Source organism: Methyloceanibacter superfactus (genome assembly GCF_001723305.1).
Lineage (GTDB): Bacteria > Pseudomonadota > Alphaproteobacteria > Rhizobiales > Methyloligellaceae > Methyloceanibacter > Methyloceanibacter superfactus.
On sequence record NZ_LPWF01000009.1, the window covers coordinates 1 to 15,850 of the forward strand.

A 15,850-nucleotide genomic window follows, 5' to 3' on the forward strand; every position below is an offset into this window, starting at 1 on the left:
CACCGCCCCGGTCCACGTTCGTTTCCCTTGCGCGCGCGCGAAGGCGGCGTCCTGGTTCGCGCCGGCCATACAGAGGGGATCGTCGATCTGGCCCGCTTGGCCGGTGCACGCGAGGCGGGCGTCATCTGCGAGATCATGAACGAAGACGGCTCGATGGCACGCATGCCGCAGCTGCACCAGTTCGCCCGGCGCTACGACTTGAAGGTTTGCACGATCGAGAGTCTCGTGGCGCACCGCCGCCGCACCGAGCAACTCATCGAGCCATTGGAGCTGGATGTCCCGATGCCGACGCGATACGGGGCATTTCGACTCCATCTCTTTCGCAGCATTCTCGACGGCACGGAACATGTCGCCCTCACGCGGGGCATGCCGGACCCGTCTCATGCCGGAACTGCGCCAGTCACCGATGCCGTGACGGTCCGTCTTCACTCCGAATGCATGACGGGCGACGCGTTTCACTCGTTGCGCTGCGACTGCGGCGAACAGCGCGATGCCGCTCTCGAATTCTGGCGCGGTCCCGGCGCGGTGTCTTCCTCTATATGCGACAGGAAGGGCGCGGCATTGGGCTCGCCAACAAGCTGCGCGCCTATCGGCTGCAAGACAACGGGCTCGATACGGTCGAGGCCAATCTGCGTCTCGGATTCCCGGCCGACCTGCGCGACTACACGATCGGGGCCCAGATCCTCCATTTTCTCGGCGTGCGGCGCATACGCCTGCTCACCAACAATCCGCGCAAGGTGCATGCCCTCGCAAGCGAGGACCTTCGTGTCGTCGAGCAAGTGCCGCTGGAAATTGCGCCGAACCCAGCGAACATCCGGTACCTGCGTGCCAAGCGCGACAAGCTCGGGCACCACCTGCACACGTTGGAAGACGACGTTGCCGGAGCTGAGGACAGACTCATGAACGTCGATCAATGATCAGAAGCTATTACCTCCGGACCGCGCTCCATCGCCGAAAATCAGGCACATCCACCCAACCGAACTAGGTCTCAGTTGCCGAGGGAGCACTCATGACCATCAAGGACCTGCTCGTTCACGTCGATCTCTCCAAGGCCAACCCGGCACGCATGGACTATGCTTTTGGACTGGCCGAGGCGCATAAGGCGCATGTCATCGGGATCGGTCATGCGCCACTCGGGATTGACGCACTGCGCAACGAAGCGCGGGAGACGCTGGAAAAATTCGCCAGCACGGGAAAGCGGCACGGTCTCTCCGTGGAGACACGGCTGATCGAATGCAAGATCGGCGATCTACCCGAGGAACTGGCGGTGCATGTCCGCTACACGGATCTCGCTGTCATCGGCCAGCCCGAGGAAAAGGGGGAGACGGCCGGATTGCAGCGCGCGCTGTTGCAGGAGCTTCTGTTCCAGAGCGGCCGGCCGGTGCTCATCGTACCTTGGGCCGGCACGTCGAAGCCTTCGCCCAAGACGGTCATGGTCGCGTGGGACGCAAGCGGTACCGCCGCACGCGCTTTGGCGGATGCGCTGCCGATCCTCACCCATGCCAAAAAGGTGGTCATCCTCGTCGCCATCGACGACAAGCCGAATTCCCATGGCGATGAGCCCGGCGCCGACATTGCGCTCCACCTTGCGCGGCACGGCATCGATGTTGAGGTGCGCCGTATTCCGCTTGGGTCCGATGTCAGCGCGGCCGATCTCCTACTATCGCAGGCCTCCGACCTCGGCGCGGACATGATGGTGATGGGCGGCTACCATCACAGCCGTATCCGGGAGGCCGTGCTTGGCGGGGTGACCCGCACGATCATGGAGACCATGACCGTGCCGGTGCTCATGTCGCACTAGCGCACGCGGTTCGGCCGCGCCCTTAGGCGTTGCCCTCCCCTCAAGCGCCGCAGCGCCTAGCGGTGGCCGTTATTGTCCCGGCCCGGCTCCATGATGATCGACAAGAAACGGATCGGCAGTTTGACGAGCTTGGCCGGGCCATGCGCCGTGCCGCCCTCGAAGAAGAGCGAGTCGCCCGGCGAGAGATGATGCTGCTTGGCGCCGTGCTGATAGACGACCTCGCCTTCGAGCATGTGAATGAACTCGACCCCGGGATGCTGAAACAGGGGAAACACCTCGGAGGTGTCGTTGAGCTCGATCATATAGGGTGCCACCGACACTTCCGTGCCGACGCCCTGCCCCAGCAGCTGGTATTGGTGGCCAACTTTGGATCCGCGGCTCTCGATGAACAGCCCGCCATCCTTCTTCACGTAGCAACAGCCTTGCGTCTCCTGATAGGTCTCGAAGAAGTAGGTCATCGGGACCTTGAACACACGCGACAGGGCATGCAGCGTGGTAAGCGACGGGAAAGCGTTGCCGTTCTCGATCTTCGACAACATGCCGGGAGACAGGCCCGTCAATTGCGCGACCTTGGCCACGGTGAGGCCATGCTTGTTGCGGGCGCTCCGCACCTGGACGCCGATCGCATCGGCAACGCCTCGCCCCAAGTCCTCGTCAATATCTCCAACAGATACTTCCGATCCTGAGGCCTCCGTCTTGTCTAGGGCCATTTCTTTATCCCCATGTGCCGGGCATTTCTGTTGCACTGCACAACAATGCTTCCGATCACCATAAACGAATAGCATAACGTCTGGCCATGAATATCATTCAATGGTATTGAATAATGGTAGTGAGCTGGGCTCACTGTTCGATCGCAACCGCTACGTCACCAGGTTAGCGGAAGGGCTCTGTCCGATGTAGGCAGCAGTGCGGGGCGTGAGATGAGGATGGCGTTTTCCCCGACCCAGATGGAGGGGAAGGAACGGCAAGTGAATGCCGATGAGGGCCCCAATCCCGCCATTGCGGGGAGGCCGTCCGTGCGGCTGCGGGTCGACGACGTCGCAAAGCGCGGCACCCGCGGTGCGATCGATTTGCTCCATAAGGTCCTGACCCAACTGCTCGCGGACCCGGATTCCGCAGAGCCTTTCAACCTCGTTCTGGCCCATATTCTCGAGTTGTCGGGGGCCCAGGCGGGCGCCATTTTCGTCAGCACCGAGAGCGGACGCCAATTGGTGCTGCTTGCCTCCATCGGCCCGGACGACCGGGATCGCTGGATGCGCGTCGTGCGTCGGTGCGACCTCTATCGGTCCGACGGGAGCGGCGGCGAGTCGGAGGCCTTCAGCGATCCCGAAGCGCCAAAGTCGACCATCTTGGCGCAAGGATTTGCCCAAGGATCGTGCGGTCACGGTCTGCTGGTGCTGCGGCTTGTTGGCGAGGAGCACGAAGCGCCTCCGCCGGCGCCCGAATCCTTGCGCGAGTACGGCGACTATCTGGCCGGCGTTCTCTACAGCGCACGCTGCGCGCGGATGAAGCTGCGCAACGCGCAGAGCGAGGAACGCGCCGCCATTGCCCGCGAGCTCCACGATTCTCTGGCACAATCGCTGTCGTACCTGAAAATCAAGGTCAGCCTTCTGCAGCAAATGGTGAAGGGGAGCGAGCAGGCTCCCAATGTGGACACCGCGCTCCAAGAGCTGCGAAGCACACTCAGTACCGCCAACCTGCAATTGCGTGAGCTAATCACGACTTTCCGGCTGACCATGCACGGGAAGACGTTTGCCCAGGCTCTGGAGGACTCTATCGAGGAATTCGAGCGGCGCAGCTCGGTCGCCTTCGATCTCGACAATCGTCTGCCGGCGGGCAAGCTTACGGTCGCCGACGAGATGCAGCTCCTGCTGATTCTTCGCGAAGCGTTGTGCAATGTCGTTCGTCACTCGCATGCCAATTATTGCTGGGTGTCGGTGCGCCTCAAGCACGACGGCACGGTCTATCTCGGCGTCGACGATAACGGCATCGGGATGAGAGAGGCGATGCGGGAGACCGAGCCGCACCACGGACTCATCATCATGCAAGAACGGGCACGCAATCTCGGCGGCACGTTGCGGGTGGAGGACCGCGAAGGCGGCGGTACGCGTATCTACGTTCTTTGTCCCGTGAACGGAGCTCACTTCCCGGCTGGTTCCCAGTTCGAGGGTTCGGCATGAACACGGAATCCTGCACCGTTCTCTTGGTCGACGACCACCCCCTGTTTCGCTGCGGCGTGGCCCAACTTATTGCAGCTCAACCGGATTTCGAGGTGGTTGGCGAGGCGGCTTCCTCCAGCGAAGGCGTCTCCATGGCGGCGTCCCTCAAGCCCGACCTGGTGCTGATGGATCTGCATATGCGCGACAGCAACGGCCTGGATGCGCTCAAGCAAATCAAGGAATCCGGGTTGGACACGCATGTCATCATGCTCACCGTCTCGGACGCGGAGCAGGATTTCGTCAGGGCGGTACGGGCGGGCGCCGAAGGCTATCTCCTCAAGGGCTCGGAGCCGGAGGAGATCCTGGACAAGCTGCGGCAGGCCGCACGGGGCGAGACCGTCTTCACCGAGCCTCTCATGAGCATGCTCGTGGGCGCCATGCGCGGCGGGACCCCCGCCCCACCGACAAACGAGGAATGCCTGACGACGCGTGAGCGGCAGATTCTTCGTCTGATCGCCGCGGGCAAGAGCAACAAGCACATCGCCCGCGAGCTCGACATCAGCGACGGCACGGTAAAGGTGCATGTGAAGAATTTGCTGCGGAAGCTCAATCTTCAATCGCGCCTCGAAGCGGCCGTCTGGGCCCTCACGAACTCCTGACAAATCGCGATCTGCCGGCCCGCCCGCCGTACCCGCGCCCATAAAAAAAGGGCGCGCGAGCGGCGCCCTTTAGTTAGGACAGGCTTTAGTAGTCTGGAGAAAGTCCTAGAAAACCGCCGAGATGGAGCCGACCACCCGCGCATCGCAGGTGTTCGTGAACCCGCTAAAGCCGGCACACCCCGCGTCGCTGAAGTCGGTATCCCAGTAGCGAATGTCAGCCGACCAATTCTCCATGAAGCCAAGTGTCAGGCCGGCATTCCAGAAGGTGTAGTCGGAGAATTCCGTCCACTGCCAACCGAGCCCGCCGCTGACGCTGGGCGAGAAGAAATTGAACAGCTTGCCAGAGAACGCGTATTCGGCCGAGAGCTCGAGCGCGTCGCGTCGCCGGTCTCGCCAAAGAACTCGGGCGACCAGTAGTTGGCAACGCCCAGAGTCAGCGCCTCATTGAAGGTGTAGGACGCGCCGGTCTTCAGCTCGAAATAGTCGAAGTTGCCGGCCGGATCGTAGGCGCCAGGATAGGTGTAGTACAGACCGGCGATGTCGAAGCTGATGCCCTGCCAAGTCGGCGCGATGCCGGCATAGTAGTCGATCTCGATGCTGGCGATGTCGTCGCCAAATCCGCTGCCGCCGAAATCGACATTGGATCCCCAGATACCGGCATAGAAGATGCCGTAAGTCAGATCGAATTCCGCCTGCGCCGCCGGGCCCTCTCTCGTCTGCGAGATGCCGCGGAACACATAATCGGTAGTGAAATTGGTCGTCGCCGAGAGTGCGATCTCGTTGTCGCCCGCCTGAGCAGGAAGCGCCAATCCAATGGTTAGCGCGGCACCAAAGACAGACGAAACGATCAGTTCCCGTGTTAGTTTGCCCCGTAGCATTCTGCAGTCCCCCAGTTTTGTTTGCACCCGCGAGAATTGAATCCCCCGACGGGCCTGATCCACCCCTTAAACTCTTGTTAAGAATAGGCGGGGCGACTGAGTCTGGCACTACCCACTAGGTAGTAACTTCTCATCTTATTACTTCGATGTTGCATAATGGGAACGCGAACTACCTACAAAGTAGCAGTTAGGCTCTCTTGCTTGGAGGCTCGACTGGGTCTATTTCCTAGATGGAACTTGCCGACACGCCCTTTGAAGCGTTCACTGGGCAATCAACACAGTAGATCGAAGCTCCGAAACCATGGCGACCGCGCGAATTGAGCTCCTGACCGAAATCCTGGTCGAAAGTGACGAGTTGACGACCAGCCTGACGAGCGATTCCGGTCCGGCCTCCACCCCGCTCATCGCGCCTCTTCTCGATGCCATCGACACTGTCGTCTTCGTGACAGATCCGAATGGGACGTTGCGATACGTCAACGCGGCGTGGGCGCGTCTTACCGGCTTCTCTCTCCAAGAGACGCGGACATTGCCGCAGTCCTCCTATCTGCACCCGCAGGACCAGGAGCGCTGGCTGCGCTTCCTGGATGCGCGCAAGCACGACCCGCAGCGGACCGCCGCCCTTGTCCTGCGCTTCCTCACGAGCTCCGGCGAGACCATTCACTTGGAAGCGGGCGCGCAGGCTGTCGTGGCGGACAACGGACGCTGCATGGGCTTTGTCGGCACGCTGTCCGACGTCGGCAGCCGCGTGCAGGCGGAGGGTCTCAAGGAAGCGAGCCATCGTACCCTGGAGACGTTGATCAATAACCTGCCGGGTCTCGTCTACCGATGCCGCAACAACCGGCAGTGGACCATGGAATATATGAGCAAGGGGTGTGAGGTGCTGACCGGCTATCCACCGGAAGCTGTCGTCAACAGCGAGCGTCTCACCTATGCCGATCTGATCGTCCCGGAAGACCAAGAGCAAGTCTGGGAGAACGTTCAGGCTTCGTTGCGCGAGCATCGCCCCTTCGAGCTGATGTACCGGATCCGCACGGCGCGCGGCGAGGAGAAATGGGTTCTCGAGCGTGGCCGGGGAAATTTCTCCACCAGCGGCGAGTTGCTCGGTGTCGAGGGTTTTATCACCGACATCACGCGCGAGCGACATGAGCAGCTTCGACTGAGGAGCGACAGCCTTTACGATCCCGAGACTCACCTGCCAACTCAGACGTTGTTTTTGGATCGTCTCGAGATGGCCTTGCGCCGGATGAAGCTCAACCCGTCCGACGACTTTATCGTGCTTGTCGTCCATCTCGATCAGTTCGCAAAATGGCGCGAGACGCTCGCCGTCAACTCCAGAGAGCGCGCGCTTTTTGACGTGGGCCGGCGCATCGACTCAGTATTGAGCCCCGTCGATTCTCTCTGTCTTTGGAATCGCAACGAGTTCGCCGTTCTGCACGAAGGCGCCGTTGGCGATGACAATGTCAATGCCAAGGACCTTGCCGGGAAGATCCGGCAAGAGCTTCGTGCACCCGTCGTCGACGGCAGCAGCGAGATGTTCTTGACGACCAGCATCGGCGCGGTGACGGGGCTGACGGGAGACGAGTCGGCTGAGGACGTGGTTCACTTCGCCTCGACGGCCGCGGCGCGCGCCCGGAACGCAGGGATCGGCCGGGTCGAGGTCGCCGACATGGGCGAAGGCCTAAAGAAGCGCCGCAGCACGTCGGCGAAACGCTAACGCCGCCGGATTTTCACTTCTATCGAGACTCATGCTCCGGCAGGCGCGCTAACCAACGGTCGTAAAGACGATCGGTCAGGGTGTCGTGCATCTCCTGCACGCGCTCGTCGAGACGATGGCGGATCTGTTCGATGTCTTGGACCGATGCCGATACCGGCGCGATGTCGTGCCCGTAAATGCTGAGCCATTCCCGCAGCAACGGCGCGGTGACCTCGATATGCGCGACCGTCGCCAAGGTGTTGCCGAGAACGAAGGCCTGATCCGGGCAGAATGGACTTGAGTATAACGGGTCGGCGCCGGGCGGCAGGGTGAAGGCATCGTGATGCCAAATCAGGATATCGAATTGGTCCGGGACATCGCCTAACCACGCATCGGCGCCCGATCTCTCGCTGCGCGTCACCGTATGCCACCCAATCTCCTTTGCCGGCATCGGCGCGACGGTGCCACCCAGCGCCTTGCTGATGAGTTGCGAGCCGAGGCAGTGACCGAGCATCGGCATTCCCCTCGCCTGCCCTTGACGAATGAGAGACAGCTCGTCCTCGATCCATGGCAGCGGATCGTTCACGCTCATGGTGCCGCCAAGGAAGACCATCGCCGAGACGTCATCGACGGCGCCGGCACCGGATCGCCGCTTTCGATCGAGACGATCTCGAACGGCATATCCCGCTGCGTCAGCGTTTCAAGGACGCGGCCGCCGCCGATCCAGCCTTCGTGCTGGAAAATCCTGACCGGCTTCATGCAAATAGTCTTCCGCTATGAGAAGTGGCCGCGAAGCTCTTCGGCGATCTCGAACATGTCGCCCACGACGCCATACTTGGCAATGGTGAAGATCGATGCCTCGGCATCCTTGTTGATCGCAATGATGCTGGGCACGTGCTTCATCCCCGCCATGTGCTGAACGGAGCCAGAGATTCCCATTGCCACATACACCTTGCACTTGACCACTGTCTTGCCGGATTGGCCCACCTGCCGCGATTTCGGCAGCCAGCCATTGTCGGCGATCGGCCTTGAGCATCCCAAGGTGAAGCCGAGGGAATCGGCGAGCTCCTTGAACTGCTCGACATTCTCCTCCTCGCCGACGCCACGGCCCACCGAGAGCATATATTCCGCCTGCGAAATATCCACGTCGCCGGTCTGCTCCGGCTCGATATAGGTGATGTGCTCGGTGCGCGCTTGGGTTTGCGGCGCCGCGAACTCGCTGACCGCCGGGCTCCCGTCCGCTTCGGTCGGCTTAAAGACATTGGTGCGGACGGTCAGGACCACCGTCTCGCGCTCGGGGAAATCCACCTCCATGTGAAGTTTCTCGGCGTAGACGGCACGGACCGCGACGAGATCGCCGCCGTCGTATTTGACGTCGATGACGTCCGTGGCACAGCCGAACCCGCCGCGCATCGCCACCGCCGGCGCATAGCCCCAAGTGTCCACGGAGTGCGGAAACAGGATGACGGCAGGCTTGCGGGCCTCGGCAAGCGCCAGGACCGCGGCCTCGTAGACGTCGCTTTGGAAGGACGCGACGGGCACGGCCACCTTGATCACTCGTCGACGCCAGCCTTGCTGACCTGCGCGACGAAATCATCGGGCTTCTCCGCGATCACCGCCACGGCGATCGACCGATCTGTGTCTCCCTTGAGCTCGATCGCCGCCGCAATGGTTTCTAGGCTCGCCGGGCTCAATGCGCCCTGGCGATGCTCCACAGCGACCAAAATTTCGCCGGTCATGCCGCCCCCCTCAGTTCGTTGATAATGGCGGCCAGACGCGCGGCCTGCTCCGCAGTGGTTCCTTCAATCAGCTCCGCCCGGCCCGTCTCCGGCTTATACATGCGGCGCACCCGGAAAGAGGCGCCCGCGGCAAGCTCCGCGCCGGTGAGTCCGAGGTCGGCCAACGACCACTCCTGCACGGGCTTTTCCTTCGCCTGCTTGACGCCCCGGAGCGAGGCATAGCGCGGCGTGTTGATGCCGAGCTGGATGGTCAGCACGGCCGGGCATTCCACGGAGACCTCCTCGATGAGCCCGCCTTCGAGCTCGCGCTTGAGCGTGGCTTTCGGATCGCCCGGCTTCCAATCGATGCCGGTAACGACGGCCACATGAGGCCAGCCGAGCTCCGCGGCGAGGCTGACGCCCGTTTGCGCGAAAGAGCGATCGGACGACAGCGTTCCGGTGAAGACGAGATCCGGCTGCTCCTTGGCGACGACCTTGGCCAGCACCTTGGCGATCGCCGCAGGCGTCGCGTCCACGAGGTCGTCGTCCCAGACACGGATGCCTCTGTCACCGCCCTTGGCGAGGCAGCGGCGCAGGACGTCCTCCGCGTCGTCGGGTCCGACCGTGACCGGGACCACCTCGACATCGCCGTCCGCGGCTTCCATGATCTCAAGAGCCGCCTCGTAGGAATAGTCGTCCCACTCGTTGGCTTCGGTGTCGAGATAGTCGGGATCGACATCCTTGCCGTCAGCACGCAGCTCGAAGTCCTCGTCGACCACCGAGATCTGCTTTACCGGCACCAGAATCTTCATCAGTTCCACTCCATTGCGTTCTGCAGTCTTGCGTCTTTCATTCAGTTGGGGCGCGGCCGCTTGACCAACGCATCCGCGGCGGTGAAGCGCACCTGCGGCTCCGGATCGCGCAACATGGTTTCCAAGTCCGCGAAACTCAGGCTGGGATGCCGGGCGAGCAACGCCCGGTTCAGGGGATAGGGATCTTCGAGCACGGCCTCGAGCGCGGAACGGGGCGCGCGCTTGTTGAGGATGACGGCGCGGCGAACATCGGCGTTCTCATGCCGCACGATGCGCTCGAGAATTGACGGCGGGGTTCGCGCGTTGCGTCCAACCGCGGAAATCACATCGATGTCGCTCTGCTCTCCAAGGCGATGGAGAATGTCGACCGGCGCATCTTCGCGCAGCGCCACGCCCGCCCGCACCCAAGGCACGGGGTCTTGCGCAAGCTCCCGCAAGAGATCGACGGCGCAAGACCGGTTGCGGCCCACGCCCCGTCTCACCTCGCTCTCCGGATCGGATGCAAGCCTCCTGAGAACGAAGTCGGGCGTTCCGGGATTGCGCGCCAGCCAACGGCGCACCCAATGATCGCGATCTCCCGCCAGCCGCGCCGCCGCCGAGGCCGGCAAGGTGAAGTGGCGGGCTTCCGCGCGCCTCACCGTCGACGATGGATCCGACGCCAGCCGCTCCGGCGCATGGTCGTCGGGCGCAAGATGGCGCACGGCCGCCGCCCGGACGGCGGCCTCGGGATCGCTGAGCAAGGCCACGAGCGTGTCTTGCGTCACCGCCGGGTTCGCCGCCAGCATCCGCCGAACCAGCGGGTCGAGGCTCCGCTTCGCCTCGTCCATGAGGCCGGGCCCCGCCGCCGGATGCGCCGCGACCTCGGCCCGAACATAAATGTCCCCGCTGTCCCACAGATCTCGCAGCATTGCCGCGTCGGCATTGGGATTGCCGGCCAGGATTTTACGCTCGGCGAGGGTTGCTGCCGGCAGCAAGGCGCGGAGAGTCTTTAGGGGCGTCTTCGGATTGCCGCAGAGGGCGGCGCGGATGTCCGGCGATTCCATTCCTTGCATGACGGCGAGAATGGCGGGCTCGGCGTTCTTGTGCGCGGCGATCGCGCTCAGCAGCGCGGTGGAGGCATCCCCGCCCGCGAGACGGCCAAGCGCCCGGGCGGGCGTGGACGGATTGCGCGCAACCCTGATCCGCACTTTGGGATCGTCGTCCGACGCGAGGGCCTCAAGCAGTGACGCCGGCGCGTAAGGGGCCGCGGCAAGCTGCCGCTTTCCGCGAGACGTGGCGAAGAGCAGCTTCTCCAGGGATTGCCGCTGCGTCGGCAGCACCGCCGGGTGCACCGCGGCCGCCAAATACTCGTCTCCGGATTGGAGCGCGCGCGTCAAAAGGCTCATGACCACCTCGTCAGACACCGTGAGTCGCGTGTGGGAGAGCCGACGGAACGTCCGGGGGAACAGCCTCGTCCGCGCTATCCGTCTCCGCACCATCCGTTGCCGCACCGTCACCGAGATCCATGCACTCCTCGACGAGCTCGATGAGCTCCATGACGCGGAAGGTCTCCTCGTTGCCGGTCGACTTGCGCGCGTCCTCGAACATGTTCATGCATTTCGGGCAGTTGACCACGAGCACGTCCAACCCATCGATCCGCGCGGCTTCGCGCGCCCGGTTCTCCGAGGGCTTCTCCTTGTCGGTCGGGTCTGGGATCCAGATCCGGCCGCCGCCGGCGCCGCAGCAGAAAGAATTGTCGCGGGAGCGCTCCATCTCGACGAGATCGGCGCCCAGCATGCGGATCGACTCGCGCGGCGGATCGTAGCCCTTGTTCAGACGTCCCAAATGACAGGGGTCGTGATAGGTGACGCGATAATCCAGGGTCTTCTTCAGCTCGATCTTGCCATCGGCCAGCATGCGCTGGATCATGGCGCTGGCATGCTCGATCTCGAAGTTGCCCTCGAAGTCCGGGTACTCGTTCTTGATCGTGTTGTAGGAATGCGGATCGGTCGTCACGATGCGCTCGAAGTCGCATTCCTTGAGCGTCTCGATATTCGACTCGGCTAGGTGCTGGAACAGCCCCTCCTCGCCGACCCGGCGCACGTCGTTGCCGGCATTCATCTCGGCTTCGTAGAGAATGCCGAAATCCACGCCGGCGCGATGCAGGATCCGGGCGAAGGCCTGGGACACTTTTTGATAGCGCGGGTCGAAGGACGCGAAGTCGCCGACGAACCAGAGCACGTCGACCTTCTCGGCCCGCGCGTCCTTGATCTCGAAGTCGAGCTTCTTGGTCCAGGCCGGGCGCTTGCGCTTGTTCTCGCCGAGCGAGTTCCCCTTGTTGTGGATGTTCTGCAGCGCCTTTTGCAGAGTCGCTTCCATCTGGCTCGCGTCGACGAGCGACCGCCGCATCTCGACGATGACCGGCACGTGCTCGATGCCGACGGGACAAATCTCCACGCAGGCGGCGCAGGTGCGGCAGGACCATAGAGTCTCGGGGCGCACCTGGTTGACGCCGTCCCCGATGGCCGCCAGCAGATTGGGCGGTGGGAGCTTGATGCCCTCTAGCGTGTCGTTGGCGAGCTCGCGCAGAGTGAGGATGAGGTCGCGCGGCGACAGGGGGAACCCGGTGGCCCTGGCAGGGCAGGCTTCATGGCAGCGCCACATTTGGTGCAGGCATCGAAGTTCAGGAGCTGCTTCCAGGTGAAGTCCGTGATCTTCTCCGCCCCCACGGTCTTGGCGGTGAGATCGGCTTCCGGCAGATGCGCGGCGGGCTTCGGATCGCGCAGAGCCAGAGACGCCATGGCGGTGAAGATGTGCTTCGCCTTGGTAAAGGGGATAACGGCGATGAAGGCGAGCGCCAGAAGTCCGTGGAACCACCAAAGCCCGATCCGTAGCTCGCCGGCACCCGCGGCGCCTAGCCCGAGCCCCTTGTAGACATAGGCGGTCACCGCGCCGACTGGCGACCACCAGCGGTAGTCCCAAACGGTCGGGTCCGATTCGAGCCAAACCAGCCGGCTCGCCTCCAAGAGAAAGCCGGTGACGCCGAGAAGCACGAGGGCCCAGAGAAACAGCCAGTCCTCACGCCGGTAGCCATCGCGGCCATAGTCGGGGTCGCCAGGCTGGCGGTCGGGACGCTGGTAGTCGAGCTTCGGCAGCCGCATCCAATTGCGGCGATACATCATGTAGACCAGGCCGATCAGGAGCGCGATGCCGGCGACATCGAGGACGAGCGAGAACCAAAGGTAGAACGAGCCGTACCAAAACTTCACGCCGGCGATCGGCTCGAGGATGTCGTATTCGAGCGTGATGGTGGCCGTGCCGATGAACAGCAAGGCGAAGCCGAAGAAGATGAGGGCGTGATTGCGCCCGGCAGCGGGGTCGCGGCGCCTCAGGGTGCGATGGGACAGGAGCGCCTCGACCATGCGCCCGATGCCCGTCCAGAGATTAGCCGCCGAAAGCGGCCGGCCGCGCCGGTATTTCCGGATCTCCACGTAGCAGCCGTAGAGGAACACGCCGATGGCCGTGAAGGCCACGACGTAGAACGACGCGATCATCCACGTTGGGAAGTCCTGGAACAGGATGCGTGTCACCTGTTCCGGATTTTGTGCCGCCTCGATCAACGCTGCCCCCCAGGCGTCCACTGCCGCTCTTCTGGAGGATTTGCCGACAGGCCCCGCCTAGGCAGGGTTTGAGGATGAAGTGGTTCTGTGAGCCTGCCCATGTCGAAGTTTGAGTAACTCTCCTGGCGCAGCAGACCCCGAGGCGGATGGTGCCGCCCCGGGGTCCGGATGCGCTAGACCTCGTAGGCGATCTCGAAGGTTCCGCCCGGCATGTGCGGGGCGCCCCACACGGCGACCTCGCGCCGATAGGGCTTCGGATGCTGAGGATCGGCTTCCTCGATCTCGCGTGCGATGCGATGTCCGTCGAAGGTTGCATCGGCAATCAGCTTGGGCGCCCAGGCATCGCCGATCACGTAGACGCCCTTGATGCCTTTCGCGTCCCAGTCGGACTTGCGGGCCTTCAAGCCCCGGTACAGATCGTCGTCCGAACTGCGGCCGGTCACAACCACCAGGGTGTCGAAGTCCACCCAGCGCTGCGACTTGTTCTCCTCACGCGGGAATTTTCCGGGACCGGAATATTGCCGCTTCCAGCCGTCGCCGAAGATGTCATAGATCTCCAGCCGCCCTTCCTCGGCCCGCGACGCCCAGACGCCGTCGATCGTGTGAACGTCGTTGTTGTGCAGCCAACGGTGCAGGTTCGGGTGCTCGAGCGTGAACACCATGTACCGCGCCATCTCCACGCCGTTCACGATCGTCACGTCGTGGCCGGCCTCACGAAGACGTTGCGCCAGGCTCGGCCCCATGAAGTACCAGTCGCAGTTGAGCACGACGACCTTCTTGCCGATCTTCTTCTTGCCCTCGAAGATCTGCTCGGGCGTGACGCACCAATCCTTGCTGGCGTCGATCCCCGGGACGGGCCCATGGGTGAGGCCGCTGGTGCCGTCGGTGTTCCAATGGGAGCCGGTGGCCACGATGATCTTGTCGGCGCCGTAATCTAGGGCGTCGTCCACGGTCATCGCCTTGCCGCCGAGCGCGATCTGCGAATCCTTGTTCTTCTTGGCCAGCTTGTTGAGCTGGGTCTCGCGATAGTCGCGGTGATAGCTCCACTCGCCGAGACCCGGCAGGGTCGCGATGGTGTTGACGCAGCCGCCGATCTTGTCGGCCTTGTCCACGAGATGGACCGTATAGCCCCGCTCCATGAGAACCCGGGCGGCTTCGGCGCCGGACGGTCCCGCGCCGACCACGAGGATCGAATCGTCCGAGCCCTTCTTGGGGAATTTCTCGGGATGCCAGCCGCGGCGGTACTCCTCGCCGGCCGTTGCATTCTGCGTGCAGATGAACGGCGGGCCGCCGATCTCCCAGCGGGAGATGCAGACATTGCAGCCGATGCAGACGCGGATGTCGTCGATCCGCCCCTCTTTGATCTTGGTCGGCAGGAACGGGTCGGAGATGCTCGGGCGCGCGGCGCCGATGATGTCGAGATGACCGGCGCGGATCACCTCGGCCATCTTCTCCGCATCGGTGAAGCGGCCGACACCGAGGACAGGCTTCTTCGAGACCGCCTTGATATGCTTCTGCCAGGGAATCTGGTGGCCCTGACGATAGAACCTGGAGGGACCGGCGTCCTCGCCCCACTCGGCGATATCGCCGACATTCACGTCCCATAGGTCGACCAGAGGGTCCGCCATCTCGACGAATTTGATGCCGTCCACCTCCACTTCGACACCGGCGTCGCCATAGAGCGTGTCCACGGCGAAGCGGGTGGCGATTGCACAATCCTGGCCGACCGCGTTCTTCACCTTCTCGAGCGTCTCGAGCCAGAAGCGCGCGCGGTTCTCCAGCGAGCCGCCATATTTGTCGGTGCGCTTATTGTAGTAGGGAGAGAGAAACTGCAGCGGCAGGTAGGAATGCGCGCCGTAGACGTAGACGATGTCGAAGCCCGCGTCCCGGGCGCGCAAACCGGCGTCGACATACATCTGTTGCAGGCGGTTGATGTCATTATAGTCGGCCTGATGACAATAGGTCATGTTCTCGTATTCGGAGTTGTACTGGCTCGGACCGTAAGAGGTGCAGCGCGACTCCATGCAAGGGGCATGGGACGAGCCGTACCACATCTCGATTCCGGCAAGGGCGCCATGCTCATGGATATGGTCGGTCATGGCGCGCAAATTGCGCACGTCGCCTTCATCCCAGATGCGCGCCGACAGGCGATGGCAGTCGTCCGATTCCGGATGGATCGAGCAATATTCCGTGTTGATGCCCGCCCAGCCGCCTTCCGCCTTCAGCGAGCGATGCGCGGCCTGGAAGCCCGGCTTGTCCGAGCCCGCGCCGATGCAATGCGGCACCTGATAGAAGCGGTTGCGTAGTGTCTTGGGTCCCACCTTGATGGGCTCGAAGAGAATGTCGTATTTCGAGTCACTCGCCATGGAGTGCACCTCCTCATTTATTGATCTTGCTGCGGCGAAGCTGGCTCCACCCAACCGCCCTCATCCCGCCAAGCCTCGGCACAGTTCGCCCAGCGCTCATCCGCTAGCGAACGGAAAGCCCATCCCGAGGTCACCCTGGCGGTACAAGTCTCTGATGTTTCGGCG

Annotated in this window: 15 protein-coding genes and 1 pseudogene; 5 read left to right on the forward strand and 11 right to left on the reverse strand. The window is 63.0% G+C overall.

The window, feature by feature from the left end; all coding sequences use genetic code 11:
• Positions 1-27 precede the first annotated feature (27 nt).
• A pseudogene (ribA, locus tag AUC69_RS18175) lies at positions 28-917 on the forward strand (GTP cyclohydrolase II).
• Positions 918-1,009: 92 nt separating this feature from the next.
• Entirely contained in the window at positions 1,010-1,801 is a 792-nt protein-coding gene (locus AUC69_RS03170; protein WP_069440880.1) for a universal stress protein, read from the forward strand.
• A gap of 56 nt (positions 1,802-1,857) precedes the next feature.
• Here the strand turns inward: AUC69_RS03170 and AUC69_RS03175 are convergent, their stop codons facing one another.
• The gene (locus tag AUC69_RS03175; protein WP_069440881.1) at positions 1,858-2,448 is read right to left on the reverse strand and encodes a helix-turn-helix domain-containing protein; all 591 of its coding nucleotides are present in this window, start codon (positions 2,446-2,448) and stop codon (positions 1,858-1,860) included.
• A gap of 369 nt (positions 2,449-2,817) precedes the next feature.
• Between AUC69_RS03175 and AUC69_RS03180 the strand changes: the two genes are divergently transcribed.
• Both AUC69_RS03180 and narL read left to right on the forward strand, forming a co-directional pair.
• Positions 2,818-3,981 (forward strand): histidine kinase, encoded by a 1,164-nt coding sequence (locus AUC69_RS03180; RefSeq protein ID WP_158007991.1) that lies wholly within the window; start codon positions 2,818-2,820, stop codon positions 3,979-3,981.
• Positions 3,978-4,619, forward strand: a complete 642-nt coding sequence (gene narL / locus AUC69_RS03185) for a two-component system response regulator NarL (RefSeq protein ID WP_069440883.1) — start codon at positions 3,978-3,980, stop codon at positions 4,617-4,619. Before AUC69_RS03180 ends, narL begins: the two co-directional genes overlap by 4 nt.
• A gap of 245 nt (positions 4,620-4,864) precedes the next feature.
• On the opposite strand, the gene AUC69_RS03190 is transcribed toward narL, so the two are convergent.
• Entirely contained in the window at positions 4,865-5,560 is a 696-nt protein-coding gene (locus tag AUC69_RS03190) for a TorF family putative porin (protein WP_141700557.1), read from the reverse strand.
• Between the two features lie 238 nt (positions 5,561-5,798).
• Between AUC69_RS03190 and AUC69_RS03195 the strand changes: the two genes are divergently transcribed.
• The gene (locus AUC69_RS03195) at positions 5,799-7,211 is read left to right on the forward strand and encodes a sensor domain-containing diguanylate cyclase (protein ID WP_069440885.1); all 1,413 of its coding nucleotides are present in this window, start codon (positions 5,799-5,801) and stop codon (positions 7,209-7,211) included.
• 19 nt (positions 7,212-7,230) lie between these two features.
• On the opposite strand, the gene AUC69_RS03200 is transcribed toward AUC69_RS03195, so the two are convergent.
• The 9 genes from AUC69_RS03200 to AUC69_RS03225 all read right to left on the reverse strand — a co-directional run bounded on the left by AUC69_RS03200 (position 7,231) and on the right by AUC69_RS03225 (position 15,685).
• A complete protein-coding gene (locus tag AUC69_RS03200; RefSeq protein WP_083239039.1) occupies positions 7,231-7,803 on the reverse strand; it encodes a type 1 glutamine amidotransferase in 573 nt (190 codons plus the stop codon).
• On the reverse strand, positions 7,779-7,949 hold the full coding sequence (locus AUC69_RS17270; protein WP_158007992.1) for a hypothetical protein: 171 nt from the start codon (positions 7,947-7,949) through the stop codon (positions 7,779-7,781). Before AUC69_RS17270 ends, AUC69_RS03200 begins: the two co-directional genes overlap by 25 nt.
• 15 nt (positions 7,950-7,964) lie before the next feature.
• Entirely contained in the window at positions 7,965-8,747 is a 783-nt protein-coding gene (locus tag AUC69_RS03205; protein ID WP_244500063.1) for an electron transfer flavoprotein subunit alpha/FixB family protein, read from the reverse strand.
• Entirely contained in the window at positions 8,744-8,929 is a 186-nt protein-coding gene (locus AUC69_RS18180) for a hypothetical protein (RefSeq protein WP_244500064.1), read from the reverse strand. The genes AUC69_RS03205 and AUC69_RS18180 overlap by 4 nt, the downstream gene beginning before the upstream one ends.
• On the reverse strand, positions 8,926-9,720 hold the full coding sequence (locus tag AUC69_RS03210) for an electron transfer flavoprotein subunit beta/FixA family protein (RefSeq protein WP_069440886.1): 795 nt from the start codon (positions 9,718-9,720) through the stop codon (positions 8,926-8,928). Before AUC69_RS03210 ends, AUC69_RS18180 begins: the two co-directional genes overlap by 4 nt.
• Before the next feature lie 41 nt (positions 9,721-9,761).
• Positions 9,762-11,105 (reverse strand): hypothetical protein, encoded by a 1,344-nt coding sequence (locus AUC69_RS03215; protein ID WP_158007993.1) that lies wholly within the window; start codon positions 11,103-11,105, stop codon positions 9,762-9,764.
• Between the two features lie 10 nt (positions 11,106-11,115).
• Positions 11,116-12,363: a (Fe-S)-binding protein gene (locus AUC69_RS18185; protein ID WP_244500065.1), complete on the reverse strand. Its 1,248-nt coding sequence runs from the start codon at positions 12,361-12,363 to the stop codon at positions 11,116-11,118.
• Positions 12,261-13,340: a hypothetical protein gene (locus tag AUC69_RS18190; RefSeq protein ID WP_244500066.1), complete on the reverse strand. Its 1,080-nt coding sequence runs from the start codon at positions 13,338-13,340 to the stop codon at positions 12,261-12,263. The genes AUC69_RS18185 and AUC69_RS18190 overlap by 103 nt, the downstream gene beginning before the upstream one ends.
• Positions 13,341-13,492: 152 nt before the next feature.
• Complete coding sequence (locus tag AUC69_RS03225; protein WP_069440888.1) at positions 13,493-15,685, reverse strand: oxidoreductase; 2,193 nt, start codon at positions 15,683-15,685, stop codon at positions 13,493-13,495.
• Positions 15,686-15,850: the final 165 nt, after the last annotated feature.

Coding starts and splice junctions, on each gene's coding strand:
- narL (WP_069440883.1), top strand. CDS start 3,978: ATGAACACGGAATCCTGCACCGTTCTCTTGGTCGACGACCACCCCCTG.
- AUC69_RS18180 (WP_244500064.1), bottom strand. CDS start 8,929: ATGACCGGCGAAATTTTGGTCGCTGTGGAGCATCGCCAGGGCGCATTG.
- AUC69_RS03170 (WP_069440880.1), top strand. CDS start 1,010: ATGACCATCAAGGACCTGCTCGTTCACGTCGATCTCTCCAAGGCCAAC.
- AUC69_RS03210 (WP_069440886.1), bottom strand. CDS start 9,720: ATGAAGATTCTGGTGCCGGTAAAGCAGATCTCGGTGGTCGACGAGGAC.
- AUC69_RS03215 (WP_158007993.1), bottom strand. CDS start 11,105: ATGAGCCTTTTGACGCGCGCGCTCCAATCCGGAGACGAGTATTTGGCG.
- AUC69_RS17270 (WP_158007992.1), bottom strand. CDS start 7,949: ATGAAGCCGGTCAGGATTTTCCAGCACGAAGGCTGGATCGGCGGCGGC.
- AUC69_RS03200 (WP_083239039.1), bottom strand. CDS start 7,803: ATGGTCTTCCTTGGCGGCACCATGAGCGTGAACGATCCGCTGCCATGG.
- AUC69_RS03195 (WP_069440885.1), top strand. CDS start 5,799: ATGGCGACCGCGCGAATTGAGCTCCTGACCGAAATCCTGGTCGAAAGT.
- AUC69_RS18185 (WP_244500065.1), bottom strand. CDS start 12,363: ATGTGGCGCTGCCATGAAGCCTGCCCTGCCAGGGCCACCGGGTTCCCC.
- AUC69_RS03225 (WP_069440888.1), bottom strand. CDS start 15,685: ATGGCGAGTGACTCGAAATACGACATTCTCTTCGAGCCCATCAAGGTG.